Origin of the sequence: Corallococcus sp. NCSPR001 (assembly GCF_017309135.1) — a bacterium.
In the GTDB taxonomy this organism is placed as follows: domain Bacteria; phylum Myxococcota; class Myxococcia; order Myxococcales; family Myxococcaceae; genus Corallococcus.
In genome coordinates, this window is record NZ_JAFIMS010000002.1 from 930,658 (window position 1) to 955,579 (window position 24,922).

A 24,922-nucleotide genomic window follows, 5' to 3' on the forward strand; every position below is an offset into this window, starting at 1 on the left:
TTTGTGCAACAGAAGGGCTCTCCTGTTGCGCGAAGATCAAGCTGCATTTTAGTTTCGTGCAGTTGCTGGCGCAACGGCGGGAACGCGCTAGCGCGACGGCGGGTACTTCTGGAGCTTCCGCTGGAGCGACCTTCGGTGGATGCCCAGCTTGCGCGCGGCTTCGGAGATGTTTCCGGCGCTGTCCGCGAGCACCCGGTGGATGTGCTCCCACTCCGCTCGTGCCAGTGATGGTGCCTGGAGTGTCTCCGGAGCGGCGACGTTGGGGGCCTCTTCGGCTCGCGCGAACGCCGCCAGGATGTCGTCCGCGTCCGCGGGCTTGGGCAGGTAGTTCACGGCTCCCAGCCGGATGGCATCCACCGTCGTGGAGATGCTGCCGTAGCCCGTCAGCACGATGACTCGCGTGGACGCGTCCACCGTCAGCAGGTCCCGCACCAACTCCAGGCCGCTGTGGCCCGGCATGCGCAGATCCACCACCGCGTACTCCGGTGATTCGCGCCTGGCCGCTGCCATCGCTTCATCGTGGTTGCCGGCTGTCGTCACGTCCCAGCCGCGCTCGCGGAAGGCTCGCGCCAATCGCTCGCGCAGGGTGCTGTCGTCGTCCACCAGCAGCAGGCTGGGGCGTTGATCCACTGGCGCCGTGCTCATGCCGCTGCCTCCTTCGCGTCCGCTCCCGGCAGGCTCAGGCTCGCCGTCGTGCCTTCTCCTGCCTTCGAGCGCAGCTCCAGCGACCCGCCCAGTTGCTCCGCCAGGGAGCGCGCCAGGAACAGCCCCAGGCCCATGCCTTCTCCTGGCGCCTTCGTGGTGAAGAACGGCTCACCCGCGCGTGTCAGCACCGCCTCCGGCATGCCCTGGCCTTCGTCGCGCACCTCCAGCCGCGCCCCCGTGCCCTCCGGCAGCACTCGCAGCTCCACGCCCCGATCCCTGGGCGTCGCCTGGAGCGCGTTCTTCACCAGGCCCCTCAGCACTCTCGCCAACGCCCTCGGCGGCCCGTGGACCGGGTGCTGCTTCAGCGCCTCCGGCACGTCCACCTTCACTCGCTCACGGCCGGACAGCTCCGACAGCGTCTCCTCCACCAGCCGCTCCAGCGGAATGGCCTGGAAGGGCTCTCCCGTCGTCTGGCCCGCGTCCGCGGACATCTGCACCAGCACGTCCCGGCAGCGGTCCACCTGCTGGCGGATCAGCCTCAAATCCTCTCTTACGGACTCGGAGGTCTGTGAGGCCGCGAGCGCCCGCTCCAACTCCTTCGCCACCACCGCGATGGTGGACAGCGGCGTGGACAACTCATGCGCTGCTCCGGCCGCCAGCGTCGCCAGCGAGGCCACCTTCTCCTGCCTCGCGTGCCTTGCCCGCGTCTGCTCCAATTCCTGCTCACGCCGGGCCAGCGCTCGTGTCACGCGTTGGATGAAGTACACGATGAAGCCCGCCGCCACCGCGAACGCCACCCACATGCCGCTCAGGTGCAGCCGCATCAACTCCGCGTGGTCCGGCCTCTCCAGGCCCGGCAGCGTCACGTCCTGCAACACGAACAGCGACCCGAACGCCAACAGCGTGAAGCCCAGCATCGCCCACGTGCGGCGCGGCGGCAGCAGCACCGTGCCCAGCGCCACGTTCACCAGGTACAGCGTCGTGAAGGGATTGTGCGTCCCTCCGCTCAACGCCAGCAGCCCCGTCAGCACCAGCGTGTCCCAGAGCATCAGCCCGAAGATGGCCGCTTCCGCCACCGGCCTCGCCCTCGCGAGCCCCGCGCGCACCGCCGCGTTCGTCACCGCCTCGATGCCCAAGAGCGCCACCAGCGCGGGCACCGGCAGCACCAGCTTCAAGCCCCACGCGGCCACCGCGACGAGCACCGCCTGCCCCACCAGCACGCCCCAGCGCAGCCTCAGGAGCCACACCAGGTTGATGCGGGCCCGGGGCGAGGGTTCGGAGGCGGAGGGCAGCGGAGAAGACGTCATGGCGCGACGGAGGACATCGCCACGGAGCGGGCCACCGTGTCCAGCGCCGTGGCCGCCGCCCCGGGGGACTCCAGGTCCACCGTGGCCAGCCACGTGTCCCAGGCGAGCGCGAAGGTGCGCTCGGCCGACGGCTCGTCCTCGGACAGCGTCAGCCCGTCCAGCACCACGTCCACCGTGGCGATGTTGGACGTCACCAGCCGGAAGGGCTGGGGCTCACCGCCTCCCGTGGTCACCCGCGTCCCCTCCAACCACAGCGTGTGCCCCACCATGTCCACGCCCGGCAGACCTTCCGCGTCCGCGTCCGCGGGCTCGAAGGTGAGCCTCGCCCGGCAGTAGCGCCCCGGCGGCGGTCTCACCGTGCCCAGCGTCAGCACGTTCCCGTCCGGCCGCTCCAGGCCGCTGACGTGCGGCGTGCCCAGCCTCAACGGCGAGCCCTCCGAGTGCGCGTGCGCGGTGCCAATGGGCGACAGCGCCTTCAACAGCCGCCACCCCAGCGCCTCCTCGCACGGCTTCAACTCCACGCTGCCCAGCGCCACGTAGCCTCGCGTCAGCGTGAGCACCTGGCCATCCGCTCGCGTCAAGGAGCGTTCGCCCCCCGCCGCCTGCACGCCCTGCGCGGTGGCCCGGTGCTCCAGGCCCAGCGTGACGGTCATCCCGTCCACGCGCTCGCCACATGCGCTCAGGGCCAGCAGCGCCAATCCCAGACACGCGGAGCGGATCATCACAGGTCGTACGCGAGCGAGAGCACCGCGATGGGCGTGGAGGACACCCGGCGCAGTTGGTTGACGACAGGAATGCGCACCCCGGCCTGCACCACCACGTCCATGCCCGGGCTGAAGAGGAGGTCCGGTGACGCGTACGCGATGAAGCCTCCGCCGGCCTCTTCCGGCGTGCCGTTCGTGTCCGGCGCCTTCTCCGCCCGGGTGTCCACGCCCAGCCGCACCGCCCACCTGGGAGACGGCTGGTACTGCGCCGCCACCTGCGTGCGCACCGACGCGCCCAGCCGGAAGTCGTCGCGCCCTCGCGAGGGCAGGAAGCCCAGGGCGCTCGCGAGGAACGACCAGTTGCCCCGGAAGCCCTGCCACGCCAGCCCCGCCATCGGATCCACGGAGCCGCTGCCCGGCTGCGCGTCGATGCCCAGGCTCGTGCCGTCCCTCGCGTGCAGCCGCGGGCCCGTGGGCAGCTTCACCCCGCCCACCACGCTGATGAGCTGGTCCGGCGAGAACTCCTTGTCCTTCCACACGAACGCCTTCGCCGTCACGTCGATGTCGCCCAGCCCCCAGCCGCGCTCCAGCCCCAGGCTCACGTCCTGGACCTCGCGGGCCTGGAGCGGCAGGTTCACCGCGAGTACCAGCCAGGGCCTGGGCGCGTACGCCACCGCCACGTCCATGCGCAGCTCGCGCAGCCGCTGCGCGTCCACGCCCGTCACCCCTTCGGTGTGCCCCCACGCGCGCAGCATCGTGGACAGCCGCAGGCGCCCTTCGAAGGGCTGCTCGCCTCCCATGGAGGTGAGCGTGGGGTCGCCGCACGCACAGCTCGCGCAGGCCCACGCCGGGGCCGTGGGCATGAGGAGGAGCGCGGCGCTCAGGAGGGCCAGGGTGGGGGTTCTCAAGGCGTGGGCACCCTAGCGCCCCCCTGTCCCGGCACGCTGTGGCGTGTTGTCGCAGCCCGCCGGTGCGTCACCCCGGAAACGGACCGGCTGTCCGCCCGTCAGGAAAGCGGGCAGGAGAGCGGGGGATGGCTGTCCGCCCGCTCATCCGTGCCTATCTGGAGAATGACACCGACCCGTCCGCGTTGAGGGAGGACACGCCGGAGGCATGGAGGTCATTCATGGGGCTGCTCGCACCGCTGGGACGACTGCTGTTCTCGGTCATCTTCATCACCAGCGGGCTCAATCACTTCATCCAGCTCCAGGCCCTCACGGCCTACGCCCAGGCGTCCGGTGTGCCGGACCCGAGGACGGCGGTGCTGGTGTCCGGTGGGGTGCTGGTGGTGGGAGGCCTGTGCGTCCTGCTGGGCGCCTTCGCCCGCCTGGGCGCGGCCATGCTCGCGGTGTTCCTGGTGGCGTCCGCCTTCATGGTCCATCACTTCTGGAAGATGGATGACCCGGTGCAGGCGCAGAACAACCTCATCCACTTCATGAAGAACCTCTCCATGGCGGGGGGCGCCCTGCTCATCGTCTACTTCGGGCCCGGCCCCTTCAGCCTGTCGCGCAAGAAGCGCGAGGCCGGTCTGGGCGGGATGAAGCTGGGCGCGCCCCTGCGCTGAAGGCGGGCGCGCCCCTCGCGAAGCGGATCAGGTCGTCCCGACGTGGGCGGCCTGCTGCGTGCGCAGGGTGAAGAAGGCGACCTCCGGCGTGCTGCCCCGGCGCAGGTACGGCCCGCCGAAGCCGAAGCCCAGCCCCTGGTTCACGTACAGGTGGTTGCCGTTCACCCGGTAGTGGCCGCGGATGTACGGCTGGCCCGCGCGGCGGAAGATGGCCTCCGTGAGGCCCCGGACGATGAACTGCCCGCCGTGGGTGTGTCCGGAGAACTGCACCAGCCCCGCGTGCGCGGGCAGCTTCTCCGCGGTGGGCGGCGTGTGGGCCAGCACCAGCCGCGTGCCGGACGAGGGCGCGCCCCGGAAGGTGGCCTCCACGTCCTCCTTGCCGGTGAGCCCGTCGTCGATGCCCAGCACCGTCACCGGCGCGCCCTTCACGTGCACCACGCGGTGCTCGTTCTGGAGCACCGTATAGCCCAGCGCCTCGAAGGACATGCGCAGGTAGGGCGCGTCCACCCAGTGGTCATGGTTGCCCATCACCACGAAGACGGGGCCGTTGAGCCCCTGGAGCAGCTGGCGCACGCGCGGCAGCGGCTTGGGGCTGTGCGTGACGTAGTCGCCCGTGAGGAACACCAGGTCCGGCGCGGCCTCGTTCACCGCGGCCACCGCGCGGCGGATGCGCACGTCGCTGGTCGCCTGGCCCACGTGCACGTCCGACAGCTGCGCGATCCTCAGGCCGTCATGCTCCGGGTGGATGCCGTCCAGCTGGAGCAGGTGCTCGGTGAGGACGAAGTGGTCCCGCCAGCGCAGGCGCCGGTCCGGCCGGAAGGGGTCGGGGCCACGCGCCTGGAGCTCGTTGCGGCCGTGGGGCTCCACTGCCTCGGAGACAGCGAGGGAGGCGGCGGCACCAGCGGCGTGACGGCGGCGGGCGAGTCTCAGGCGCATGCGTTCGGATTCCTCCGGCGGGGCGAGGGCGATTGTAGAGAACGGTCCGGAGGGCCGTGAAGCCCGGGGGCCCGGCCCGCCTGCCCCCTTGCGCGATGGCACGGGGGCGGAAGCAGAACCGGGCCTCCTTCCAGAACATTTCCCGGGCCTTCCAAGCGGCCTTCCCCCCCATCACTCCCCCTGACACCGGGTGCGACATGCACACCGCCCCGGCGTCAGGGTGGGAGTCCTGCTCAGTGGCCGCGCAGGACGGTCAGGCCTTCCGACGTCAGCACCAGCAGCATGCCGGAGGTGCCGGAGCCGTCGTACACCAGCTGGAGGACCTTGTTGCCGCGCACGTCCGCCACCTTCTCCAGCGTCTTGCCCGGGGTCAGCCGGTAGAGGCCGCCCGCGTTGGTGCCGATGAAGAGCGAGCCGTCATTCGTGGACGCGAGCGCGTTGATGTTGGTGAGCGCGGGCACGTCCGCGCCGATGCGCGTTCCCTTCTGGAAGGGGTTGTTGGCGGAGAGGATGGTCATCTCCCACAGGCCCAGGTCCTTGCTGCCCAGGTAGTACTTCTTGTCCGTGGTCTGCTGGAAGCCGCGCCACGAATCGAAGTCCATCTGCGAGTTGACCTCCTGGAGGTAGGAGGACTTCACCTTCTGCTGGTTGATGCCCGGCGTGGTGGTGTCGTCCCAGTTCTCCATCTTCGTGTCGGGCGTGACGATGCCGAAGTTCCACTCGTTCGCGATGAGCACGTCCCCGTCCGGCGCGATGCCCAGGCCGTAGGTGTAGCCGGCGTACTGCGAGCCCTTCGCGTCGAACCACACCGGGTGCCGGTGGGCGTTGTAGGTCAGGCCCCGGATGCGCGTGACGCCGTGGTTGGAGCCGAAGAAGACGTCGCCCTTGTTCGGGCCGCGCAGCACGGACGTGCAGCTGTACATGGCGCGGTCTTCGTCGAAGTGGTGGTCGTTGCTGTTGCGGATGCCCAGGCTGACGCCGTCCACCACGGTGGGGCCGGTCTGGATGAAGGGGTTGCCGTTCGCGTCCTTGTTGGCGCGGCGGGACTGGTTGATGTGGCTTTCGAGGACGACCTGGCCGCTGGCGTCCAGCTTCACCGCGTCCACGTCACCCTGCTTGTAGAACTGGAGCCGGCGCGTGCTGAACGGGAAGCAGGTGGTCTCGTTCACCGGGACCTCGCACGGCTTCGCGGTGACGATGAAGTTGGTGTGGATGTCCGGCCACTCCGGATCCACGCCCAGGTCCTGCGCGTAGTAGCCCACGTAGGCGCGGCCCGCCTCGCCGCCGCAGATGACGCTGGAGGGCTGCCCGTCCGCCGCCTGGCCGACAGGGCCCGGCACCCAGACCAGCTTCTGCGTGTCCGCGCGCACCACGCCAATGCGGTCGCCGTCCAGCACCCAGACGTTCTTGCCCAGGTCGATGCCGACCGACTTCACCTTTCCAATGCCGTAGCGGTCCGAGTAGTTCGTCACCGGATCCGCCGGCCACGGGTCCACCGTCGTGCCCGCGTCCGTGCCGCCGTCCGTCCCGGCGTCCGTGCCCGCGTCGGTGCCGGCATCCGTTTCGCCGCCCGTGCCCGCATCCATGCCCGCGTCCGTGCCGGCGTCCGTGCCCGCATCCACCTCCGTCCCCGCGTCGGTGTCGCCGCCCGTCCCCGCGTCCACCTCCGGACGCGGATTGATGGTGTCCGTGTCATCAATGGGGGTCGTGGGCGAATCCGTCCCGCCGCAACCCCACGCCGACAGCATCACCGCACCCGCACACACGCCCAGCCCCAGCAGTCGTCGATTCACCATGGTCTCCCTACGCGTACGCGCTGCCTAAGCAAGCGGCGTACCCGCCCTGGAGAGCAGGCTGTCCGTGCGGCATTCCCTGGGGAGAGGGCAATTTCCTTCCCAGCCAGGGCAGCCGGCCGGCCCTGAAAGGGCAGTAAAAAAACCGGGCCCGCTTCCCTGGTGGGAGGCGGGCCCGGTGAGAGGCATTGAAGTGTCGGTCCGGCTACTTCTTGGGCTTGGGCGAGGTGGCCTTCAGCTCCAGCGCGACGGAGTCATCCCCCTCCAGCTGGAACTTCGCGCGCACGGTGGCGCCCTCCGGCAGGTCGCTCACCTTCGCGGGCTGGCCGTCCAGGGTCACCTTCGTCTTGTCACGCACGTCCAGCTTCACCTCCGGCAGCGTGTCCTTGCGCGCCAGGGTGACGTCGTCGTCGTCCTTGGCCTTCACGGTGCCTTCCAGGTTGAAGGCGTGCTTCTCCTTCCACACGCCCGTCTGCGCCGCCTCCTCCTTGGAGGTGTTCTTGCCCACGACCCGCTTCGCGGTGTCACCGATGGCGGGGCCCACCTCCTGGGCCTCGATGCCCGTGGAGGGGCCGTTCATCTGCCGTGAGCTGGGCGCGCTGGGCGCCGGGTTCTCCGGCGTGCCGGTGGTCTCCTGCGCGAAGGCAGCTGTTCCCAGACACATCACTGCCGCGACGATGAGCTTCTTCATGGTTTCGCTCCCTTTCGTGTATGGGTTTCGTGTTCGTGCTTGAGGTTCAGACGGGCAGGCACAGCTGCTTCACGGTGGTGAGCAGCGCGGACAGGTCCAGGGGCTTGCGCAGGTAGCCCGCCACGCCCATGCCATCCACCGTGCCGCGCACGTCCAGGTCCGCGCTGGCCACCACCACCGGGATGTCCGAGCACGCGCGCTCGTGGCGCAGCGCCTCGCGGAACGCGATGCCGTCCATGCGAGGCATCATCAGGTCCAGGAGGATGAGCTGGGGCCGGGGCTCCGACGAGCGCAGCCGCTCCAGCGCCTCCAGCCCATCCGCCGCCAGCTGCACGGCGTAGCCCTCCAGCTCCAACGCGTCCTGGAGCGCATCCCGGATGTCCATGTCGTCATCGACGACCAGCAACGTGTGATGGGCTTCCATCCCAATCCCCCTGCGAACCCTGGAGCACCCGCGCCGTTCCCCGAGCCGGAACGGCGGGTCCCCGCCTTCGCCAGGACCAATCTGTACCTGGGGCCAGGAGAGCGGAAGCTCAGATGTAGGCGTGTGCCTACCAGTGAGCACATCCCCACGGGGGCTCGACTGGCTGGCTGGAGGGGAGGGGGCTACTCGCAGCGGTCGCAGAGGCCGCGCAGCTGCACTTCCACGGCGCGCTGGGATACGGCGCGGGGGACGCCCCGGGCGGTGGTGAGGCGCACGGATTCTTCAGGCAGGCAGGCGACGGTGCCGCAGTCGGTGCAGGTGAAGTGGGGGTGGTTGTTGGCGTGCTCGCTGGCGCCGGCGCGCTTGAGCTCGAAGCGCCAGACGTGGTCGCCCAGGTCGGCGCGCACGACGAGGCCGGCCTCGGTGAGGTCGGTGAGGTTGCGGTAGATGGTGACGCGGTCGTAGCCCTCGCCGCCCAGCTCCTCCACCAGGTCCGCGTGGCTCATGGGGGCGGTGGCGGTCTCCAGCTTGCGCAGCACGGCCACGCGGGGGGCGGTGCTGCGCAGCCCCGCGGCGCGAATCCGGTCCTGGAACCCGGTCAGCTTCTCCTGCGCCGTGACTTTCTTGGCACCCATGGGCGGTCGAATAACACACCCGTGCAAACGAAGTGTACCTGTAGCCCGGTTGTACCTGTGACGCGGCAGGCCAGCGGCCGGTTCCCCCGGTCCGTGGCCTTCCAACTTCCAACACTTCCAAAGGGTTGCCTTGACTCGGAGGCCCCCGTCACCAGACTGCGCCCTTTCCACACCCTGGTGTCGGGCCGTTGGGGTCCCGCCGTCCAGAACGACCTGTCGCCCGCGCCCGCCTTCCTGCTCCCGTCCCCCCGATGAAGCCCACCCTGCTGCTCGTCGAAGCCCCGGGTCCGCGCCGGGAGCTCCTGTCCCTGGCGTTCGAGGGGCAGGGTTGGCGGGTGCTGCTGGCGGCGGGGGTGGAGCCGGGGGTGCAGGCGCTGCGTGAGTCCCCGCCGGTGCACCTGGTGCTGGCTGCGGGGGCGCTCCTGGCCACGGCGGCGGGGCGGTTGGACGCGCTGCGTGAGGCGCTGGCGGCGTCCGGGGCGTCCCTCTGGGCGGAGGCGCCGGCGGCCGACCAGGATTCCCTGCGGCGTTCGGGCCTGCCGGTGGCGGGGTTCCTCACGCCGGGGATGTCGCTGGGCGCCCGGGTGGAGGCGGTGCGCCAGGCCTTGCCGGGCGAGGCGCGGGAGCGCCGGACCGCGCTGCGGGTGCTGGTGGCGGAGGACGACCCCGTCTACCGCAAGCTCCTGCAACTGGCGCTGGCGCCCTTCCGCTTCGACGTGATGGAGGCGGAGGACGGCCTGTTCGCGCTGGAGCTGGCGCGGCGGCATCCGCCGGACATCGTGCTGGCGGACGTGCTGATGCCCCGGCTGGACGGCTTCCGGCTGTGCCTGGCCCTGCGCCAGGACCCGAAGCTCGCGCGCGTGCCCGTCATCCTCACGCACGCCACGTCGCCGGACGAGCTGGACCTGCGCATGGCGGCCAACGTGGGGGCCAACGGCTTCGTACGGCGCACGCAGGGGGATGACGAGCTGGTGGCCACGCTCCTGCGCGCGTCGCGCGCGGAGGGGCCCGCGCCCGCGCCCGTGCACGGCGAGCTGTCCACGGAGACGCACCTCTACGCGATGGTGCGCCAGCTGGAGCGGCGGGTGGGGCTGCTGGAGCAGGCCGAGCGCACCGCGCGCGAGAGCGAGGAGCGCTACCGGCTGGTGGTGGCCGGCTCCTATGACGGTGTGTGGGATTGGGACGTGCGCGACCAGCGCATGTACTGGAGCCCGCGCCTGCTGGAGATGCTGGGGCTCAAGCCGGAGGACTTCCCGGGGACCTCCGAGTCCTTCCTCGCGCGGGTGCACCCGGAGGACCGGGACGCGGTGGCGTCCGCGCTGGCGCTGCACCTGGAGCAGGGCGCGCCGTATGACGTGTCCTTCCGGCTGAGGCACGAGGCCGGGGGTTACCGCTCGTGCGTGAGCCGGGGCCGGGCCATCCGCGACGCGCAGGGGAGGCCGGTGCGCATGGCGGGCATCATTGGCGACGTGACGGAGCAGCTGCGGCTGTACCGCGAGGCGCGCGAGGCGGTGCGCGTGCGGGACGAGTTCCTGGCGGTGGCCGCGCACGAGCTGCGCACGCCCCTGGCCGCGCTGCGGCTGCGCGTGCAGGGCACGGCGGCGGCGCTGAAGCACGAGCGCCAGGTGTCGCCGGAGCGGCTGGAGCGCGCGCTGGTGGCGGCGGACCGGCAGGTGCAGCGGCTGGTGGACCTGGTGGAGGGGCTGCTGGACGTGTCGCAGATGCAGAGCCATTCGCCCCGGCTGAACCTGGAGGACGTGGACCTGGGGCAGGTGGTGCGGGACGTGGTGCTGCGCTGGGAGGAGATGGCGGCGCGCGCGGGGTGCCTGCTGGTGGTGCGCGACGTGACGTCCGCGGTGGGGCACTGGGACGCGCTCAGGCTGGGGCAGGTGGTGACGCACCTGCTGGTGAACGCGGTGAAGTTCGGTCCGGGCAAGCCCGTGGAGCTGGAGGTCCAGGCGGACGAGCAGACGGCCTGGCTGGTGGTGCGCGACCACGGCATCGGCATCGCGCCGGACCGGGTGGACGGCCTCTTCCGCCGCTTCGAGCGCGCGGTGCCCACGCGCAACTACGGTGGGTTGGGGCTGGGGCTGTACCGCCTGTATCGCATCGTGGAGGCGCACGGTGGGGACGTGGCGGTGACGAGCACGCCGGGGCAGGGGGCGACGTTCCGGGTGCGGCTGCCCCGCTCGGGGCCTCCTCCGGTGGGCCCCGCCTGACGGCCGTCCGGGCGACCGGCGCCTCTGTCGGATGCGCTACACCCGGGGTTCCCGGGGCGCTTTTCTCCCGAGCGAGAGGACGCAACCTTCCCGCATGGAAAAGCGACCCACCGTGCTGGTGCTCAACGGGAGTGAGGATCTCATCGAGGCGCTGGAGGAGGTGCTCGACGAGGCGGGCTTCCAGACGAAGGGCGTGCGCGTGCAGGACGTCGTCCGCGGGCCCCTGGACTTCGCCACGCTGGTGCGGGAGACCGCGCCCACGGTCATCGTCTACGACATCAGCGTGCCGTTCGATTTGAGCTGGCACGCGTTCCAGAAGCTGGCCGCGAACCCGGCCGCCGCGGGCATCCCCTTCGTGCTCACCACCACCAACCGCGAGGGCGCGCGGGAGTACACCGGTCCGGATGTCATCGAGTTGCTGTTGAAACCCTATGACATCGAGCAGTTCACGAACGCGGTGGACCACGCCGCGAAGCGCGGCGTCGTCATGGCGCGCTGAAGGCCGCCGGCCCCGCGTCCCTACGCGCAGCCGTGCGGCAGCCTCACCGTGAACGTCGTGCCCGCCTCCCGCGTGGAGGTCACGTCGATGGTGCCTCCGTGCGCATGCACGATGGTCCGCACGATGTAGAGCCCCAGGCCCACGCTGCGCGTCGCCGCGTCCATGCCCGGCGCCCCGCGCTGCATGGGCTGGAAGATGCGGGTCAGCACGTCGGAGGCGATGGGGGCTCCGCCGTTGTGCACCTCCAGCAGGACGCTCCCGGGCACCTCCCGCAGGCGCACCGCCACCGGCGTGTCCTCCGGCGAGTACTTCAGCGCGTTGCCCATCAGGTTGATGAGCAGCTGCGTGACGCGGTCCGGGTCCCAGCAGCCGCGAAGGCCCGCCTGCGGCAGTGACAGCTGGAGGTCGCGCTCCGGGGCGGTCATCCGCATCTCCTCCACCACCTGCCGCACCAGCGCCCCCAGCTCCAGGTCCTGACGCTGGACCGGGAGCCCGCCGCCCAGGCGCGCCTGGGTGAAGTCCAGCAGGTCGCGGATCATCCGCACCGCGCGCTCCGCGGAGGCCTGGATGCGCAGGACGGCCTTCGTCGCGCGCTCGTTCAACTCCTCGCGCCGGAGCAGCGACGTCGTGCCCAGCATGATGGAGTTCAGCGGGTTGCGCAGGTCGTGCGACACGATGCCCATCAGGTACTGCTCGAACTCCGCGCGCTGGCGCGCCGCCTCCTCCGCCAGCTTGCGCTCCGTCGCGTCCAGCCCCGTGCCCACGAAGCGCACGGGCCGGCCGTCCGGCGCGAAGTGCACGTGGCCCCGCCCGGAGATCCAGCGCACGGGCGGGTCTCCCTGGGGAGCCCGCGCGCGGAACTCGCACGCGTACTCGCCGGAGCCGCCGGGCCGGGCGGCCTCCGCCATCGCCTGCTCCACCTGGGGCCGGTCCTCTTCCAGGACGAACCGCATGGCCTCGTCGAGCGTCACCTCCCCCTGCGCGGGCAGGCCCAGCATGGCGCGGAAGCGTGCGTCCCAGGTGCCCCGGCCCGTGGTGAGGTCGATGTCCCAACTGCCCATGTCCGCCGCGTCCAGCGCCAGCCGCAGCCGCTCCTCGCTGGCCTGGAGCGTCGCCGCCAGGCCCTCCGCCCGGTGACGGGCGCGCACGGCCTCGGTGACCTCGCTGGCGACGACGAGGATGCCCTCGATGCCGACCTCGGCCGCGCGCAGCGGTTGGTAGATGAGATTGAAGTGCGCGTCCTCCAGGGCGCCGCCCGCGGCCCGGGCCAGCCGCACCCGCACCTCATGGCCCACGTAGGGGACGCCCGTGGCGAGCACGCCGTCCAGCAGCTCCCGGATGCCCTGGCCCTCCACCTCCGGCAGCGCCTCCAGCACGGGCCGCTCCAGGACCTGTTCGCAGGGGCGGCCCCACAATTGGCAGACGCGGTCGTTGGCCAGCTCCACGACGTGCTCCGGGCCGCGGAGGATGGCGAGCGCGACGGGGGCCTGCTTCAACAGCACGTGCAGGTGGCCGAGCGCCGTGTCCGCCTGGACGCGCGCGCTGCGGGCCTCCAGGAGCTGCCGCGCGCGCCCGCTCTCCTCCTCCCGCTGCGAGGTCACGTCCTGCATGGCGCCCACCATGCGTACGCCCCGGCCCGCGGCGTCGCGCAGGATGACCCCCGTGTCCAGCACGCGCACGACGCCACCCTGACGGTTGAGGAACCGGTACTCGTCCTGCCAGCGCGCCTGCGTGCCCCGGATGGCCGCCTGGATGCCGTGCTCCACCCGCTCCCGGTCCTCCGGGTGGATGCGCTCGACCCACCAGCTCGCCAGCGGGCCTGTCTCCTCGGGCGCGAAGCCGAGCAGGCTGCGTGTCTCCCCGCTCCAGGCGACCTCCTGGGTGAGGAGGTTCCAATCCCAGACAGTGTCCGCGGCGGCCTGGCTGGCCAGGCGGTAGCGCGACTCCGACGCCTCCAGCCGGGTGGTGGTCTCCCGCAGCTGGCCCATCAAGAGCGCGCGGTCGAGGATGCCGGAGAGGTACTCCACCAGCGTCTCCAGGAAGCGCTTGGTCTGCGGAGGCACCGGCCGCGCCTCCGTGAAGCCCACGCAGAGCACGCCCATGAGGTCGCCATGGGGCCACAGCCGCAGGCCCAGGAGCGTGCTCCACCCGGTGACGTGCAGGCCGTCGAGCGTGGCGTCCTCCAGGCCCCGCGCCTGCGCGAGCACCCGCGGCTCCTCCGAGCGCGCCACCTGGCCCAGGAAGGACGGGCCCCGCGAATCCACCGACCGGCCCGGAGGCGGCACCGGGTGCCCGGTGTGCGCGACGGGGACCATCCTCCGGCCTCCCGCGTCCACGAGGAACAGCTCCGCGCCGTTGGCCTCCATCGCACGGACGATGAGCTCCACCAGCGGCTTCACCGGGCCCTGCATGTCCGCGCCGGGCTCCAGCCACCGGGGCGCCAGCGCGTCCATCTGGCGCAGGAAGCGCTTCTCCCGCTGACGGTCCTCCAGCGAGTAGCCGGAGAAGAGGACCACCACGTGGTCCATGCTCTCCTCTATCTGATGGAACAGGCACTGGAGATCCGCGGCGTCGGGCTTGCACTCCGGCCGGGCGTCCTCCCAGAGCTGGGGGATGAGCCGCCCCAGGAGCGTGTATTCGTCCGTCGCGTCCTCCTGCGTGGCGCCCACGCGCAGCCGCAGGTTGATGTGGGTCTCCTCCAGGCGCACGCGCGTCTCCAACCGCTCCGGCGTGGCGCCGTTCCGGCAGATGGCCGCCACCGCGTGCAGGTATTCCGGGAGCGTGGAGATGACCTCCGACGGCTTCAGCCCCTGCGTGCTCTCCAGTCCTCGCGCCGCTTCGGAGAAGCGCCGCACCAGGACGTCCAGGTTCGCTTCGATGAAGTTCGCGACGATGTTCATTGGGTCCGTAGAGGAGGGGGTTAGGGGCTCGGGCCTCCCGGTGCAACCGGCCCGCCTGGTTTCGCTCTCGATTCCCGACAGCCGGACGGGTGGGGGCCTGCTCCGCGTGAGAATCACCGCGCGCCGTGAGGGCCGGAGGCACGACTTCCTTGGCGCTCGTAGCAATACCTGCGTAGGCTGCCGCCCGTGAGCAGCACCCCCTCGCGTTCCATCATCCTCATCGTCGACGACGAACCGGACCTGCGCGAGGTCGTGGCGGAGCTGCTGGAGATGGAGGACTACACGGTGCTCCAGGCCGCCAACGGCCAGGCCGCGCTGGACGTCCTCGCCGCCAACGACGAGCAGCCCTGCCTGGTGCTGTTGGACCTGATGATGCCGGTGATGGACGGACACGAGTTCCTCCACCGGCTGCGGGAGGACGAGCGCTACCGCGAGCTGCCCGTGCTGATGCTCACCGCGCACTTCTCCGCCAAGGCTCCGCCGGGCACGGTGGGCCTCTTGCGCAAGCCCGTGGACATCGCGGAGCTCCTGGCCATGGTGGCGCGGCACTGTCCCGCCGCCGCCTGAGTTCCCTGCGTCACGCGGACGCGGTATGCACCGCGATGGCGTCCAGCAGCTCCTCCAGCTTCACCGGCTTGCCCAGACGTCCCGCCACGCCCTGCGGCAGGGGCAGGGTGGGGTGCGCCGTCAGCACCAGCACCTGCGTGAGCGCGAGCGCGCCCGTGCCTCGCAGGTGTTCGATGAAGGCGTGGCCGTCCATCACCGGCATCACCAGGTCCAACAGGACGAGGGCGGGCATCCGCTCCTGCTCCGCCAGCAGGTTCAGCGCGTCCTGGCCGTTCGCCGCCGTGAGGACGCGGTAGCCCTCGGACTCCAGGATTTCGCGCAGCGCCTCGCGGACGTCCTCGTTGTTCTCCACGAGGAGCAGGGTGGTGCGGTGTTGCGAGATGGACACGCTTCCACCGTAGGGCACGGGCCCCGGCGTTTCCAGGGGGCTCGTGGGTCTGGATGGCCGGGCGGCGCGGGAGCGGGGCGTCGCGCGTCCGTCGTGACTCATGCCCCTCCGCGCGGCAGCGTGAGGGTGAAGACCGTCTGCTGTGAGTCCGAGGTCACGGTGAGCGTGCCCCGGTGGCCCCGGGCAATCTGGTCGGAGATGAAGAGGCCCAGGCCCAGGCCGGACGGGACGTGGGCGCCGGTGCGCGCGCGCTGGAAGGGGTGGAACAGGGTCTCCAGGTCCTCCGGCGCGATGGCCTCTCCCGGGTTGCTCACCCGCGCGATGGCGTGCTCCGGCTCGCCCACGAGCGCCAGCTCCACGCTGGCCTCCGGGGGGCTGTACTGGAGCGCGTTGCCCACCAGGTTGCTCAGCACCTGCGCCAGCCGGTCCGCGTCCCAGCTCCCCGTGAGGGGGCCCGTGGCCGTCAGCTTCACGGTGCGGTTCGGGTGTGCCAGCTCCAGCTCCTCCACCACCTGTCGCGCCACCTGGCCCAGGTCCGTGGCGCCCGGGGTCAGCGGGATGCCGCCGCCCAGCCGGCTGCGGGTGAAGTCGAGCAACTCGGTGATCATCCGCGTCATCCGGTCCGTGCTGTGGATGATGCGGCTGGCGGTGCGCACCAGCGGCGGGGGCAGTTGCTCGCTGGCGACGAGGAAGCTGGCGCCCATGCGGATGGAGTGGAGGGGGTTGCGCAGGTCGTGGCCCACGATGCCCAGGAGGCGCTCGCGGAACTCCGCGGTCGCGCGCAGCTCCGCTTCCGCCTGCTTGTGCCGGGTGACGTCCACCAGCGCGGTGCCCACGCCCACCACCTCGCCCCGGGAGGTGCGCACCGGGTGGTAGCTGGCCATCACGTACAACTCGCCGTGAGGCGCGTCCGGGTGTGCCAGCGTGAAGCCCAGCTCCTCCACGGGCTCACCCGTCTCGATGACGCGGCGGAGCAGCGGCTCCAGCCGGTCGGCCAGGCGGGGCAGGACCTCCGCCAGCGTCCGGCCCGAATAGGCGTCCAGGGGCAACCCGTCCAGCTTCGCCATGCGTGCGTTGACGCGCACGAAGCGCAGGTCCCGGTCCAGCAGCGACATGCCCACGGGCGAGGACGTGAGCAGCGCGTCCAGTTGCGCGAACACCTCCGCCTTCTCCTCGCTGGCGCGCCGCACGTCGTCCACCAGCCGCTTGGTGCGCGCGAGCGCGTCCACCCGCGCGCGCACCTCCTCCGTGCGGAAGGGCTTGGCCACGTAGTCGTTGGCGCCCGCGCGCAGGCCCTGCACCAGGTCCTCCGGCCGGCCGTGCGAGGTGAGCAGCAGCACCGGCAGGGCCTGGGTCTCCTGCTGGCCGCGCAGGAATTGACAGACTTCCGGGCCGGACATTCCCGGCATTTCCCAATCCAAGACCACCACGTCCGGTGCCCGCCCGGCGTGCAGCCTTTCGAGCATCGCGGCGCCGTCCGGGAACGTCTCCACCCGGAATCCCGTTCCCAGCGCGGCCTTGATGAGGCGCGCCTCGCTGGCGCTGTCATCCACCACCCAGACGCAAGGTGCGTGCTCCAAGGGAAGTGGAGGCGGTCCCAGCGGGCGGGGGAAGAAGGCGTCGGGTGGAGGAGGCGGGCGCATGGTTGGAATTCAATTCCTGGAGCGGAAAACGGGAGGGCGCAGGGTGCCGGATGTGCGGGCGGTCGTGGCGCTTCGTCGCCTGTCGTGGCACACCGTCTGGAGCGGGCGTGGACCAGCCAACGTTCAACGCGCGCCGGATGACTCATTTCTTTCAGCGGGTCGGAATCGATCTAGCTTGGCCGGCCGTTGCCAGAGGACGCCATGCCCGAGGTACTCGTCGTTGATGACAGCAAGGTGATGCGCGACATGGTGGTCGCCTGCCTGCGGCCCTATCCGGACAGCCGCTTCACCCAGGCGTCCAGCGGGTTGGAGGCCATCGAGCAGCTGTCGCTCAAGCCGTACGACCTGCTCGTCCTGGACCTCAACATGCCGGACATCGGCGGCATCGAGGTGGTGGAGTTCGTGCGCGGCCAGGACCACCTGCGCAACCTGCCCATCATCATCGTCACCACGCGCGGCGACGAGGCGTCCCGCGAGCGCGCGCTGCAGGCCGGCGCGGACCGCTTCATGACCAAGCCCTTCACGCCGGACTCCATCCAGGGCGCCGCCCGCGCCCTCCTGGAGAAAGCTCCGGCCGAGGCGCCGCGCGGGTGACCGGAACAGGGGAGTTCGCGGAGTTCCTCCCTGCCTACCTGGCGGAGGCGGACGAGTTGCTCGCCTCCGCGCAGAAGGACCTGCTCGCGGTGGAGGAGGCCGTGCGCAAGGGGCAGGCCCAGCCCCGCGCGGTGCGCGAGTTGTTCCGCGCGCTGCACACGCTCAAGGGCCTGTCCGCCATGGTGGACGTGGAGGCCGTCGTCTCCCTGGCGCACTGGATGGAGGCGTCGCTGCGGCTGGCGGACCAGGCCGGCGGCCGGCTGCCCGAGTCCAGCGTGGAGCCGCTGGTGGAGGGTCTGCGCGCCATCGAGCTGCGCGTGCGGCAGCTGGGCGCCGGGAAGCCGGCGTCGCCCGCGCCCGCGAACCTGCTGGAGCGGCTGGAGGCGCTGGGGCCGCAGGTGCGGGACGCGGTGCCCAAGCGGGCCCGGTCCGTGAAGCTGGACGCGGAGGCGTCGTTCGCCTCCCGCCTGGCCCCGTCCGAGCGCGAGCAGCTGGAGGGCGGGCTCGCCGAGGGCCAGCGCGCGCTGCGGCTGGACTTCGTGCCGTCGTCGGAGCGCGCGGCGAAGGGCCTCACCATCAACACCGTGCGCGAGCGCGTGGCGAAGCTCGCGGACATCGTGAAGGTGCTGCCCCTGTCCGGCGCCGCCGCGGGGGGCGCGTCGCTCGCGTTCGCGCTGCTGCTCATCACCCGCGCGGAGGACGCCGTGCTGCTGGACGCCGTGGGCGGCGCTCCCGCCACGGTGCGCTCGCTGGAGGCGCCCGCGCCCGCGGAGGCCCCGCCCGCGCAAGGGGCTCCCGGGGACGTGGCGGACCTGCCCGGCGCCGCCGTCCTTGAAGAGGAGCTGGACGAGCCGGAGGTGCGCCGGGGCGGAGGCCTGCTGCGCGTGGAGGTGTCCCGGCTGGACGAGGCCATGGAGTGGCTGGCGGCGCTCGTGGTCAACCGCTCGCGGCTGACGCGCGCGGTGGCGGCGCTCACCCAGGCGGGGGCGCCCACGCGGGAAATCACCGCCATCCTCCAGGAGAACGGCCGGCAGCTGCGCGACCTGCGCTCGGCCATCCTGCGGCTGCGCATGGTGCGCGTGGGGGACGTGCTGGAGCGGCTGCCCCTTCTGGTGCGCGGTCTGCGCCGGGCCACGGGCAAGGCGGTGCGGCTGGAATTGGACGTGGGCGACGCGGAGCTGGACAAGGCGGTGGCGGACCGGCTGCTGCCCGCGCTGGTGCACCTGGTGCGCAACGCCGTGGACCACGCGCTGGAGTCCCCCGAGGAGCGCCAGGCCGCGAACAAGCCCGCCGAGGGGCTGGTGCGCCTCACCTGCCACGCGCGCGCCAGCGGCCAGCTGGAAATCACCCTGCGCGACGACGGGCGCGGCGTGGACGCGAAGGCGGTGGCGAAGGCGGCGAACGCGCCCGTGCCGGACTCCGTGGACGCGCTGTTGGACCTGCTGTGCCGGCCCGGCCTGTCCACGCGCCAGGAGGCCACGCGCACCAGCGGCCGGGGCATGGGCATGGACATCGTGCGCCGCATCGTCGTGGAGCAGCTGGGCGGCGAGTTGAGCATGGACACGCGCAAGGGCGTGGGCACCACCTTCACCGTGTGCGTCCCCCTGACGGTGACGCTGATGGACGCCATCGTCTTTGAATGCGCGGGCCGGCGTTATGCCGTCGCGGTGGGCACCGTGGAGGAGCTCATCGACGTCACCGGCGTGGTGCGCCCCGCGGGCGCGGACGGCGTGGGGCTGGTGGAGCGCCGGGGCGCGGCGGTGCCGCTGGTGTCGCTGGCGCGGCTGCTGGATGCGCCCGTGAACGCCAGCGCGGCGGGCCAGGGCGCCAAGGCGCTCATCGTGCGCCAGCGCGGAGAGCCGGTGGCCTTCGCGGTGGACCGGCTGGTGGGACAGCAGGAGATCGTCCTGCGGCCGCTGGAGGACCCGCTCGTGCGCGTGCCGGGCGTGGCGGGCGCCACGGACCTGGGCGACGGGCAGCCCACGCTGGTGCTGGACCTGGGCACGCTGGGCGCGGCCCGCGTGGGCCGCCGCAAGCGGGCGTCACGGGCAGCAGGGGAGTGGGTGTCATGAACGTGCTGCACGTGCTGTTCAAGGTGGACGGGACCGAATACGCGATGCCCGCGGCGGACGTGGTGCAGATGGAGTCCTTCACCGGCGCGACGCCGGTGCCCGGGGCGCCTCCGCACGTGGCCGGCCTGGTGCAGGTGCGTGGCCGGGTCATCCCGGTGGTGGACGCGCGCGTCCGCTTCGGGCTGCCGGCGGGGACGCAGTCCCTGGATTCGCGGGTGGTGGTGGGGCAGTTGGGCGAGCGCACCGTGGGGCTGCTCGTGGACAGCGCCCGCGAGGTGTTGAAGCTGGACCCCCGCACCATCCAGCCGCCCCCACCCATGGTGGTGGAGGGCGCGAAGGGGTTCGTGAAGGCCGTGGCGCAAGTGGGCCCGCGGCTGGTGATGCTCATCGATTTCCCCCGGGTGGTGGGGGAGGAGGCGGCGGATGTCGACGGACAACGGTAACAGCGTGCGGAAGCTGGAGGATGCTCGCGCGCTGGCGGAGCGCGCCGCGCTCCAGGTGGCGGAAGGCGTGGGGCTGGTGAAGTCCACCGAACAGCTGGCGGCGCGGCTCGCGGCCGCGGGCAACGAGCAGGCGGCGGCGAGCGAGCAGGTGCGCACCGCCATCGAGTCCGTGGCCTCGCAGGTGGAGCAGACGAGCATCGCGGTGCAGTCGCTGGTGCGCGGCCAGGCGTCCGTGGGCGACGCGGCGAAGGGCGTGCAGGTGGAAGCGGAGACCACCGCGGCCACGATGCAGGAGGTGACGGCGTCGGTGTCCAGCGTGCGCAAGGACGCGGGCATGCTCGCCTCCACCGCGGACGTGACGGCCTCCACGCTGGAGGAGGTGGCGCGCTCGGTGAAGGGCGTGAGCGCCAACGCGGAGGACCTGGCCGCCTCCAGCGAGGAGCTGCTGGCGAGCATGCAGGAGATGACCGCCACGGTGGAGGACCTGGTGTCGCGCAACCAGACCAGCGCCGCCACCACGGAAGAGGTCGCCGCCACCATTGAAGAGATGTCCAAGGGCATCAACCGGCTGGCCTCGGACGCGCAGGGCGTGGGCGAGCGCATGGGCCAGGTGTCCGGCGCCGTGGTGTTCCTGGGCAAGACGCTCCAGGACGTGGTGCGCGACGCGGCCACCATGGCCAGCAGCGTGGAGGAGACGGCCTCCGCCACGGAGCAGGTGGCCCGCAGCGTGCGCGGCGTCGCCGAGCACACGCGCACCCTGGAGGCGAGCGCCGTCACCACCGCGTCCACCGTGCAGGAGGTGGCCGCCAGCGTGGAGGAGGTGGCCGCCACCGCGGAGAAGAACGCCGCCGTGGTGGACGCCAACGCGGCCACCATCGAGCAGCTGTCGCGCTCCGCCCAGGCGGTGGCCCGCGCGGCGGAGAGCATCAACGGCCTGGCGTCCACCAGCGCCACCGCGTCCTCGCAGCTGGAGTCCTCCACGCGCCGCGCGGCGCAGCTGACGGACGAGGCGCGGCAGGCCGCGGAGCGCGTGGGCACGAGCGCGCGCGAGGGCGGCGCCACCGTGGCGCGCTCCATCGCGGGCTTCGGCCGCATCCGCCAGTCCATCGTGGAATCGTCCGGGGTGATGAAGGAGATGGGCCGGCGCGCCGAGGAGATTGGCGACATCGTGCAGACCATCAACCTCATCGCGGACCGCACCAACCTCCTGTCGCTCAACGCCAGCATCGAGGCGGCGCGCGCGGGCGAGCACGGCCGCGGCTTCGCGGTGGTGGCGGAGGAGATCCGCGCCCTGGCGGACCGCGCGGCGGCGGCCAGCAGCGACGTGGCCAAGATCGTCCGGGGGCTCCAGACGACGGCGCGCGAGGCGGCGGTGGCCAACGGCGAGGGCGTGCGCGCGGCGGACGAGGGCGCGGCGCTGGCGGGGGACGCGGAGCGCGCGCTGGGCACCATCCTCAAGGGCGTGGAGGACCTGGGCTCGAACGTGCGCGAGGCGTCGCGCGCGTCGACGGAGCAGGTGCAGGCGGTGCAGGCGCTGGTGCAGGCCACGGCGAAGGTGAGCGAGCAGGGGCGGCTCATCGCCGCGTCCGCGGTGGAGCAGGCGCAGGCCGCGCAGGCGCTGACCCAGGGCGGCTCGGAGATGCGGCGCATGGCGCGGCAGACCACCCAGGCCACCCAGGAGCAGGCCAAGGCGCTGCGCGACGCGGTGCGCTCCAACAACCAGCTGACGGAGGTGGCGGAGAAGGTGTCGCGCGCGATGCAGGAGCAGGCCCAGGCCGCCACGGACCTGGCCCGGAGCACCGCGCAGATGCGCCAGCTGGTGCAGGGCGTGAGCAGCGCGGTGATGGCCCAGGGCCAGCAGGTGGGGGCGCTGGGGGCCACGGCGCAGGAGGTGGCGTCCTCCACGCAGCGCACGCTCACCGGCATCGCGGAGCAGGCCAAGGCCGCGCAGGAGGTGACGAAGGCGATGGAGGCCACGCGCAAGGAGGTGGCCCAGTCCACGCGCGCCATGTCGGAGCAGGCGCGCGCGCTCAAGCAGGGCGAGCTCGCCAGCCGTCAGGTGGCCACCCTGGCCAAGGAGGTGACGCGCGCCACGGACGAGCAGGCCCAGGCGCTCACGTCGCTGGTGCGCGGCGCGGAGGAGGTGCGCCGGGTGGCGAAGACCACCGCGCGCGCCCTGGATGAGCAGTCAGACGCCCTGTCCCTGCTCACCGCGTCCGCCGTGAAGCAGGCCACGGGCGTGGCGGCGGTGGCGAGGTCCGCCCAGGAGCAGGCCTCGGTGAGCGAGCAGTTGGGCCGGTCGGTGGAGGACATGCGCATGCGCGCCAGGGAGATCGCCGGCACCACGGCGGAGCAGGCGCGCGCCATGGCCGTCACCGCCCAGGAGGTGAAGGAGGTGGCGGGCCGGATGGGACAGCTGTCGCGGCTGCACGGAGAGCAGGTGGAGGGCTTGAGCCACCTGAGCGGCCTGTTGGGCGCCACGGAGCCGGGAACGCCCCGGAACACGCGGGAGCAGGCCACGTGAGCAGCACGACCGCGAAACAACACCCGTTGTCGCTGTCCGCGGAGGACCGCGCCCGGGTGGAAGAGGTGGACCAGTTATCGCGCCGGGGGCCGGCGAGCCTGCCGGTGCTGGTGAGCGGGCTGGACGCGCCGTCGTGGGCGGTGCGCCGCGCCGTGGTGTCCGCGCTGGCGCGCCTGGGCACCGCCGCGGTGGAGCCCTTGTGTGAAGTGCTTCGCCACCGCCGGGACAACGAGGCGCGCATCGCCGCGGCGGTGGACGCGCTGGTGGCCGCCACGGGCGAGGTGGAGGGCCCGGTGGAGCTGTTGGGGGACGACCCCAACCCGGCCATCGTCTGTGACGCCGCCCAGGTGCTGGGACGCCGCCGCAGCCGGCGGTCCGTGCCGCTCTTGTCGCGGCTCATCGTCCACCCGGACGACAACGTGGCGGTGGCCGCCATCGAGGCGCTGGGCCGCGTGGGCGGCGGCGCGGCGGTGGACGCGCTCCTGTCCTCGCTGGGGAGCGGCAACTTCTTCCGCATCTTCCCCGCCATCGACGTGCTGGGCCGCTCGGGCGACCCCACCGTCGTGCCGGCGCTGATGGCGCTGTTGTCCGACCCCTTCTACGTCCTGGAGGCGGCGCGCGCGTTGGGCCGCACCGGCCAGGAGGCCGCGGTGCCCGCGCTGGTGGGCCTGCTCCAGCGCGGCAACGACGCGGTGGTGCGCGTGGCGGCGGTGGCGCTCGTCGAAATCCACGACGCGCAGGTGCAGCGCTTCGGCGGCGCGCGCACGGTGCCGTCGGTGCTGCGCTCCAGCTCGTCGGAGCCGCACCCCACCGGACGAAGGCTGGCCCAGGTCATCGCGGGCGCGGACGCGGGGGAGAAGACCTCGCTGGCGCGCCTGCTGGGCTGGGTGGGCGGCGCGGACGCGGCCACGGGGCTCCTGAAGCTCCTGGACTCTCAGGACCTGGGGGTGTCGCGCGCGGCGGCGGCGGCCCTGGGCGAGCTGGGCGCGGAGGCGGACGCGCAGATCCTCCAGGCGCTGCGCGAGGGTGACAGCTCGCGGCGGCGGGCGCTCCTGCCCCTGGTCGGCAAGCGCTCCGCGGCGGTGCCGGACGTGCTGCTGTGCCTGGAGGACCGGGACGCGACGGTGCGCGCGCTGTCGGCGGAGACGCTGTCGCGCATTGGCGACACGTCCGCGGTGCCGGCCCTGTTCGCGCGGCTGGCGGACGAGGACCCCCGCGTGTCGCAGGCGGTGGTGGGCGCCATCCAGTCGCTGGGCAGCGAGACGACGGAGAAGCTGGCGCTGGAGGCGGCGCGCTCCACGGACGCGCGCCAGCGGCGGGCGGCGCTGCGCATCGTGGCGTACTTCGGCTACCCGCGCGGCCTGGACGCGCTGCTTCTGGCCATGCGGGACCCGGACGAGCGGCTGCGCGACGCGGCCATCTACGGCCTGCCCTTCATCGACGACCCGCGCGCGGTGGACGCGCTCCTGGCCGCGGCGAGCCACGAGTCGGAGCGCACGCGCGCCACCGCCATGCGCGCGCTGGGCCAGACGGACAAGCAGGCGCGCATCACCTCCACGCTCCTGGGCGGCCTGAACGACCGCGACCCGTGGGTGCGCTACTACGCGTGCCAGGCGCTGGGGAAGCTCAACGAGGAGGCCGCCGCGGACGCCATCGTCGCGCTGGCCAACGACGACGCGGGCCAGGTGCGCGTGGCGGTGGTGGACGCGCTGGCGCACATGCACACGGAGAGCGCCATGGCGGCGCTGCGCCGGGCGGCCTCGTCCGCGGACGCGGATGTGCGCCGCGCGGCCCTGCTGGGGCTGGGCGTGGCCCGGCGGCCGGACGCGCTGCCGGTGCTGCTGGAGGCGGTGCATTCAGAGGACCCCGCCACGCGGCTCGTGGCCCTGTCCGCCGTGGCGGAGTACGACGCGCCGGAGACGCTGCCCGCGCTCCTGCGCGCCGCCGGGGACCGGGATGACAGCGTGCGCAGCGCGGCGGTGGGCTTCCTCGCCACGCGCACGGGCTCCCACGCGACGCAGCAGCTGGTGTCGCTGCTGGGCGACATGATGCTGCGCGAGCAGGTGGTGTCCGCGCTGGCGCTGCCCGTGGAGGGGCGCCTGCCCGGGCTGATGGCGGCGCTGGAGGTGGCGGACGACGCGACGGCGCCCCTGCTGGTGGCGGCGCTGGCGCGCATGCGCCGGGCGGACGCGAAGGCGGCGCTGATGCAGTCGCTCGTCAGCGCGAGCCCCTCGGGCCGCCGGGCCACCGCGCCCGCCGTGGCGGCGCTGGGCACGGTGGAGGCGCGCGAGGCGCTGGACAAGGCGGCCCACCGCGACGAAGACCCCGAAGTGCGCCGCGCCTGTCTGCTGGCTCTTGGCCGTTAGCTAGGACA

At 72.5% G+C, this 24,922-nt stretch carries 21 protein-coding genes; 9 read left to right on the forward strand and 12 right to left on the reverse strand.

Annotation, left to right across the window (positions count from 1 at the left end):
• Window positions 1-87: 87 nt before the first annotated feature.
• Genes JYJ93_RS05905 through JYJ93_RS05920 form a run of 4 tightly spaced genes read right to left on the reverse strand, consistent with a single transcriptional unit; the run spans window position 88 to window position 3,519 of the window.
• Entirely contained in the window at window positions 88-645 is a 558-nt protein-coding gene (locus tag JYJ93_RS05905) for a response regulator (protein ID WP_206787163.1), read from the reverse strand.
• Window positions 642-1,952 carry an ATP-binding protein gene (locus tag JYJ93_RS05910; protein WP_206787170.1) on the reverse strand — a complete coding sequence of 437 codons (1,311 nt, stop codon included), beginning with the start codon at window positions 1,950-1,952 and terminating at the stop codon, window positions 642-644. The genes JYJ93_RS05905 and JYJ93_RS05910 overlap by 4 nt, the downstream gene beginning before the upstream one ends.
• Window positions 1,949-2,674, reverse strand: a complete 726-nt coding sequence (locus JYJ93_RS05915) for a hypothetical protein (RefSeq protein WP_206787172.1) — start codon at window positions 2,672-2,674, stop codon at window positions 1,949-1,951. Before JYJ93_RS05915 ends, JYJ93_RS05910 begins: the two co-directional genes overlap by 4 nt.
• Window positions 2,674-3,519, reverse strand: a complete 846-nt coding sequence (locus JYJ93_RS05920; RefSeq protein ID WP_206800121.1) for a transporter — start codon at window positions 3,517-3,519, stop codon at window positions 2,674-2,676. The genes JYJ93_RS05915 and JYJ93_RS05920 overlap by 1 nt, the downstream gene beginning before the upstream one ends.
• A gap of 170 nt (window positions 3,520-3,689) precedes the next feature.
• Between JYJ93_RS05920 and JYJ93_RS05925 the strand changes: the two genes are divergently transcribed.
• Entirely contained in the window at window positions 3,690-4,220 is a 531-nt protein-coding gene (locus tag JYJ93_RS05925; RefSeq protein WP_242543682.1) for a DoxX family protein, read from the forward strand.
• Between the two features lie 27 nt (window positions 4,221-4,247).
• On the opposite strand, the gene JYJ93_RS05930 is transcribed toward JYJ93_RS05925, so the two are convergent.
• The 5 genes from JYJ93_RS05930 to JYJ93_RS05950 all read right to left on the reverse strand — a co-directional run bounded on the left by JYJ93_RS05930 (window position 4,248) and on the right by JYJ93_RS05950 (window position 8,699).
• Window positions 4,248-5,156: a metallophosphoesterase gene (locus JYJ93_RS05930; protein ID WP_206787174.1), complete on the reverse strand. Its 909-nt coding sequence runs from the start codon at window positions 5,154-5,156 to the stop codon at window positions 4,248-4,250.
• 233 nt (window positions 5,157-5,389) lie between these two features.
• Window positions 5,390-6,952, reverse strand: a complete 1,563-nt coding sequence (locus JYJ93_RS05935; RefSeq protein ID WP_206787176.1) for a hypothetical protein — start codon at window positions 6,950-6,952, stop codon at window positions 5,390-5,392.
• Between the two features lie 202 nt (window positions 6,953-7,154).
• Window positions 7,155-7,640 carry a hypothetical protein gene (locus JYJ93_RS05940; RefSeq protein ID WP_206787178.1) on the reverse strand — a complete coding sequence of 162 codons (486 nt, stop codon included), beginning with the start codon at window positions 7,638-7,640 and terminating at the stop codon, window positions 7,155-7,157.
• A 46-nt stretch (window positions 7,641-7,686) separates the two neighbouring features.
• Window positions 7,687-8,064 carry a response regulator gene (locus JYJ93_RS05945; protein ID WP_206787179.1) on the reverse strand — a complete coding sequence of 126 codons (378 nt, stop codon included), beginning with the start codon at window positions 8,062-8,064 and terminating at the stop codon, window positions 7,687-7,689.
• A gap of 182 nt (window positions 8,065-8,246) precedes the next feature.
• Window positions 8,247-8,699 (reverse strand): transcriptional repressor, encoded by a 453-nt coding sequence (locus JYJ93_RS05950; protein WP_206787180.1) that lies wholly within the window; start codon window positions 8,697-8,699, stop codon window positions 8,247-8,249.
• 251 nt (window positions 8,700-8,950) lie between these two features.
• Here JYJ93_RS05950 and JYJ93_RS05955 point away from each other — a divergent pair, with 251 nt between their 5' ends.
• Window positions 8,951-10,918 carry an ATP-binding protein gene (locus JYJ93_RS05955; RefSeq protein WP_206787183.1) on the forward strand — a complete coding sequence of 656 codons (1,968 nt, stop codon included), beginning with the start codon at window positions 8,951-8,953 and terminating at the stop codon, window positions 10,916-10,918.
• A 94-nt stretch (window positions 10,919-11,012) separates the two neighbouring features.
• Window positions 11,013-11,417: a hypothetical protein gene (locus JYJ93_RS05960; protein ID WP_206787185.1), complete on the forward strand. Its 405-nt coding sequence runs from the start codon at window positions 11,013-11,015 to the stop codon at window positions 11,415-11,417.
• Window positions 11,418-11,437: 20 nt separating this feature from the next.
• Here JYJ93_RS05960 and JYJ93_RS05965 read toward each other — a convergent pair whose 3' ends face one another.
• Entirely contained in the window at window positions 11,438-14,317 is a 2,880-nt protein-coding gene (locus JYJ93_RS05965) for a PAS domain-containing protein (protein ID WP_206787191.1), read from the reverse strand.
• 186 nt (window positions 14,318-14,503) lie between these two features.
• Between JYJ93_RS05965 and JYJ93_RS05970 the strand changes: the two genes are divergently transcribed.
• Window positions 14,504-14,884, forward strand: a complete 381-nt coding sequence (locus JYJ93_RS05970; RefSeq protein WP_206787193.1) for a response regulator — start codon at window positions 14,504-14,506, stop codon at window positions 14,882-14,884.
• Window positions 14,885-14,894: 10 nt separating this feature from the next.
• Here JYJ93_RS05970 and JYJ93_RS05975 read toward each other — a convergent pair whose 3' ends face one another.
• Together JYJ93_RS05975 and JYJ93_RS05980 are read right to left on the reverse strand one after the other, a co-directional pair.
• On the reverse strand, window positions 14,895-15,272 hold the full coding sequence (locus JYJ93_RS05975; protein WP_269012852.1) for a response regulator: 378 nt from the start codon (window positions 15,270-15,272) through the stop codon (window positions 14,895-14,897).
• A gap of 98 nt (window positions 15,273-15,370) precedes the next feature.
• A complete protein-coding gene (locus JYJ93_RS05980; RefSeq protein WP_206787198.1) occupies window positions 15,371-16,852 on the reverse strand; it encodes a response regulator in 1,482 nt (493 codons plus the stop codon).
• Window positions 16,853-17,116: 264 nt separating this feature from the next.
• Between JYJ93_RS05980 and JYJ93_RS05985 the strand changes: the two genes are divergently transcribed.
• Genes JYJ93_RS05985 through JYJ93_RS06005 form a run of 5 tightly spaced genes read left to right on the forward strand, consistent with a single transcriptional unit; the run spans window position 17,117 to window position 24,914 of the window.
• The gene (locus JYJ93_RS05985) at window positions 17,117-17,509 is read left to right on the forward strand and encodes a response regulator (protein WP_206787199.1); all 393 of its coding nucleotides are present in this window, start codon (window positions 17,117-17,119) and stop codon (window positions 17,507-17,509) included.
• On the forward strand, window positions 17,506-19,581 hold the full coding sequence (locus JYJ93_RS05990) for a chemotaxis protein CheW (RefSeq protein WP_206787200.1): 2,076 nt from the start codon (window positions 17,506-17,508) through the stop codon (window positions 19,579-19,581). Before JYJ93_RS05985 ends, JYJ93_RS05990 begins: the two co-directional genes overlap by 4 nt.
• Window positions 19,578-20,024, forward strand: a complete 447-nt coding sequence (locus JYJ93_RS05995; protein WP_121762310.1) for a chemotaxis protein CheW — start codon at window positions 19,578-19,580, stop codon at window positions 20,022-20,024. Before JYJ93_RS05990 ends, JYJ93_RS05995 begins: the two co-directional genes overlap by 4 nt.
• Complete coding sequence (locus JYJ93_RS06000) at window positions 20,005-22,548, forward strand: methyl-accepting chemotaxis protein (RefSeq protein ID WP_206787201.1); 2,544 nt, start codon at window positions 20,005-20,007, stop codon at window positions 22,546-22,548. Before JYJ93_RS05995 ends, JYJ93_RS06000 begins: the two co-directional genes overlap by 20 nt.
• Window positions 22,545-24,914: a HEAT repeat domain-containing protein gene (locus JYJ93_RS06005; protein ID WP_206787202.1), complete on the forward strand. Its 2,370-nt coding sequence runs from the start codon at window positions 22,545-22,547 to the stop codon at window positions 24,912-24,914. Before JYJ93_RS06000 ends, JYJ93_RS06005 begins: the two co-directional genes overlap by 4 nt.
• Window positions 24,915-24,922 lie beyond the last annotated feature (8 nt).

Excerpts from the sequence above, each read along its gene's own strand:
- JYJ93_RS05905 (WP_206787163.1), bottom strand. The coding sequence starts at position 645 with ATGAGCACGGCGCCAGTGGATCAACGCCCCAGCCTGCTGCTGGTGGAC.
- JYJ93_RS05910 (WP_206787170.1), bottom strand. The coding sequence starts at position 1,952 with ATGACGTCTTCTCCGCTGCCCTCCGCCTCCGAACCCTCGCCCCGGGCC.
- JYJ93_RS05915 (WP_206787172.1), bottom strand. The coding sequence starts at position 2,674 with ATGATCCGCTCCGCGTGTCTGGGATTGGCGCTGCTGGCCCTGAGCGCA.
- JYJ93_RS05920 (WP_206800121.1), bottom strand. The coding sequence starts at position 3,519 with ATGCCCACGGCCCCGGCGTGGGCCTGCGCGAGCTGTGCGTGCGGCGAC.
- JYJ93_RS05925 (WP_242543682.1), top strand. The coding sequence starts at position 3,690 with ATGGCTGTCCGCCCGCTCATCCGTGCCTATCTGGAGAATGACACCGAC.
- JYJ93_RS05930 (WP_206787174.1), bottom strand. The coding sequence starts at position 5,156 with ATGCGCCTGAGACTCGCCCGCCGCCGTCACGCCGCTGGTGCCGCCGCC.
- JYJ93_RS05935 (WP_206787176.1), bottom strand. The coding sequence starts at position 6,952 with ATGGTGAATCGACGACTGCTGGGGCTGGGCGTGTGTGCGGGTGCGGTG.
- JYJ93_RS05940 (WP_206787178.1), bottom strand. The coding sequence starts at position 7,640 with ATGAAGAAGCTCATCGTCGCGGCAGTGATGTGTCTGGGAACAGCTGCC.
- JYJ93_RS05945 (WP_206787179.1), bottom strand. The coding sequence starts at position 8,064 with ATGGAAGCCCATCACACGTTGCTGGTCGTCGATGACGACATGGACATC.
- JYJ93_RS05950 (WP_206787180.1), bottom strand. The coding sequence starts at position 8,699 with ATGGGTGCCAAGAAAGTCACGGCGCAGGAGAAGCTGACCGGGTTCCAG.
- JYJ93_RS05955 (WP_206787183.1), top strand. The coding sequence starts at position 8,951 with ATGAAGCCCACCCTGCTGCTCGTCGAAGCCCCGGGTCCGCGCCGGGAG.
- JYJ93_RS05960 (WP_206787185.1), top strand. The coding sequence starts at position 11,013 with ATGGAAAAGCGACCCACCGTGCTGGTGCTCAACGGGAGTGAGGATCTC.
- JYJ93_RS05965 (WP_206787191.1), bottom strand. The coding sequence starts at position 14,317 with ATGAACATCGTCGCGAACTTCATCGAAGCGAACCTGGACGTCCTGGTG.
- JYJ93_RS05985 (WP_206787199.1), top strand. The coding sequence starts at position 17,117 with ATGCCCGAGGTACTCGTCGTTGATGACAGCAAGGTGATGCGCGACATG.
- JYJ93_RS05995 (WP_121762310.1), top strand. The coding sequence starts at position 19,578 with ATGAACGTGCTGCACGTGCTGTTCAAGGTGGACGGGACCGAATACGCG.
- JYJ93_RS06000 (WP_206787201.1), top strand. The coding sequence starts at position 20,005 with ATGTCGACGGACAACGGTAACAGCGTGCGGAAGCTGGAGGATGCTCGC.